We start from the raw sequence: 2,349 nt of genomic DNA, 5'->3' as shown, positions 1-2,349 counted from the left end.
GTCCATACTTTTTCAATTTCCGGCTCGTCACCTTTTTGCACACCTTCTGGATTCTTTACTAGTTCTAACATGTTTCGTTTTAAATTTGCCATATTGTTAGTCCTCCTAAATTAAAAAGAGCAAGGTTTTATCCTTACTCTTCTACTTTTTTAATCATTGGTCGTCCAGCTTTATTTTTACTTGATAATAGTTCATCAATACGCTCTTGACTGACTTTCTTATTTACTGGACGTGGCCACGGCTTATCTTTCTCATATTCTTTGTCATCATCTAAATCACGCCAGTTTTCATTTGACAAATACTTGGCACTCTTCGCCATATTTCTAACCTCCCTTATCGCTTTTACGTATTCATAGGATGCTTTGTCTTGGTTGACATGTTCAAAGGAATCTTTAAAAGGTGTCTGATTGACATACTTCCCTTTAAAAAATAGATTCTGATGATCGTCAACGACACCAGCATTATGAAATATTTTCGTTTCAGCATATTTTTCGACTGGATCCGTTGGCCAAGAAAAATTCATTTCTTCAGTAACCTTTACATCTTTACCAAAGTGATAAACATTCCACAACTGCGCCCACATCTCAGCAGTCCATTTCTGAATATCAGTGTTTGATTTATCGAGTAACTTATACAATGTGATAGAGTCATGATAAACCTTTTCCCAATATTCCAAGGTTGGATGCTTAATTGCCCATTGTGCACCACCTATGGGATTGTTTTTGTGTATTACTTCAGGATTAACATCTATAGCGTTGCACATATCCTCTAGCAAGCTTGTATCTTTGCTATCAATGTAATCAACGCTTAAATAACTTTCACAAGCAGATGCAATCCATTTATTTTTAGTTGGTTTAACTTTTGGTATTTCTCTTAAAAGTACGTCACTATCTAAATAAAAATAAGTTTCATTTTCTCTTGATGGATCCTCTTGTAAATATCTCATCCATAAGTATGGTTTTACAGATGGAATATAAGATTTATCATGTCGATCATCACTATACACATGTGTTTCTACGCCATACGTTTCTTGCAAATATAAAGGCACCCGATCATCCTGCTTGGTAAAAAGCAAAACGATATCACGGATGCCTAATTTTTTAAGTCTTGTTATACAAACCTCTAATTCCCACTCAAAACGTTTGATTGCCGGCTGACATAAGATATACTTCATACATCATTAAACCCCGGTTGTCGTAGTCGTAGTGGTTGTTGATGGATGTGGTAGTCCAAAGATTTTTTGGAACAATAAATCACGTTGGGTATTTACACCTGCTGGATCCTCCGCAAATGCAACAGAGTGTTCTCTTGAAAATCCGTCTAATTCACGATCCATAAACTCTGCAGCCATTTCTTCGTTAGAAAATTGTGTGCTCTCACCTTTCGTATTTCCTGTGACAGATGGACGTGTGAACATACCTTTAGGTAAACCAACATACTCTTTAGAACCATCTTCATACGTCTTCGCAAAGATAACAGCAACATATGGCGGATTATCCGTACTACCCGTCGCGGTAATACCTTCAACATTCTCCCATCCTAAAAGTTTTTGCTTATCCTCAATAGGGATTTTGTGAAAACCAGATGTCACACTAATATTACCGCTTGATACAGCTAATTCTGCCGTTTTATTATCACCGTATGCACGTACAATTTCCTGTGGCATATTAACTGTAACAGTTTGTAGAAACTTCACTCGTTCTAGTTGTGTAGCTGTTACACCATCACCAATGATTCCATAATAAAATTCATCTACACCCGTTGAGGCTTTATAATTCTTTTCTTCTGACATTCTTATCACTCCTATAAATTAATAAAATCTTCTCGATATAAAGAACCACGATACCTTCTAGCATCACGAAACACACCGTTGTCATATTCCTTTGGCCCTGATGTTTGTTTAAAACCGAATTGGTGCCACATCACATCTCTAACCTTATCAGCTAGTTGCTCTGATAATTTTCTATCGTTACTCCACACATCAATTTGTAAGAAGTAATCTATCTTTGTCCAGGTATCATCCGCAAAATTGGCTGGTATAGGTGAATCAATTGGATCTATAACAATATATGGACCTGTAACATCACCCGTTTCAGGATACTCATAAAATTTGATGCGACCTGATGCATGAGTATTTATATAGTCATCTGCAATTAATGCATTATAGACCATGTCTAATATATCCATCACAAACCACCTTTCAATGCTTTGCGCACAGCATCACGATATGCCTTCTCACTATTTTTTAATGCCCTTGCAATAGCCCCTTTACCTGCCGGATTAGGATTATTAATTGTTCCCCACTCGTTTAGATGGATGATACGATAACGGCCATTAGGACCCTTCCAA

At 36.9% G+C, this 2,349-nt stretch carries 3 protein-coding genes; all 3 read right to left on the bottom strand.

The window, feature by feature from the left end:
• Positions 1-133: 133 nt before the first annotated feature.
• From BM098_RS13105 to BM098_RS13095, 3 genes are read right to left on the bottom strand one after another with little or no spacing between them, the layout of a single operon-like run.
• Entirely contained in the window at positions 134-1,174 is a 1,041-nt protein-coding gene (locus BM098_RS13105; protein ID WP_089834089.1) for a hypothetical protein, read from the bottom strand.
• Positions 1,175-1,180: 6 nt separating this feature from the next.
• Positions 1,181-1,792 (bottom strand): major tail protein, encoded by a 612-nt coding sequence (locus BM098_RS13100; protein WP_089834088.1) that lies wholly within the window; start codon positions 1,790-1,792, stop codon positions 1,181-1,183.
• An 11-nt stretch (positions 1,793-1,803) separates the two neighbouring features.
• On the bottom strand, positions 1,804-2,187 hold the full coding sequence (locus BM098_RS13095) for a DUF3168 domain-containing protein (RefSeq protein WP_089834086.1): 384 nt from the start codon (positions 2,185-2,187) through the stop codon (positions 1,804-1,806).
• Positions 2,188-2,349: the final 162 nt, after the last annotated feature.

It is taken from the genome of Halolactibacillus halophilus, from assembly GCF_900115605.1.
GTDB classification, from domain to species: Bacteria; Bacillota; Bacilli; order Bacillales; family Amphibacillaceae; genus Halolactibacillus; species Halolactibacillus halophilus.
This window is presented reverse-complemented; position numbering and strand designations above follow the sequence as displayed.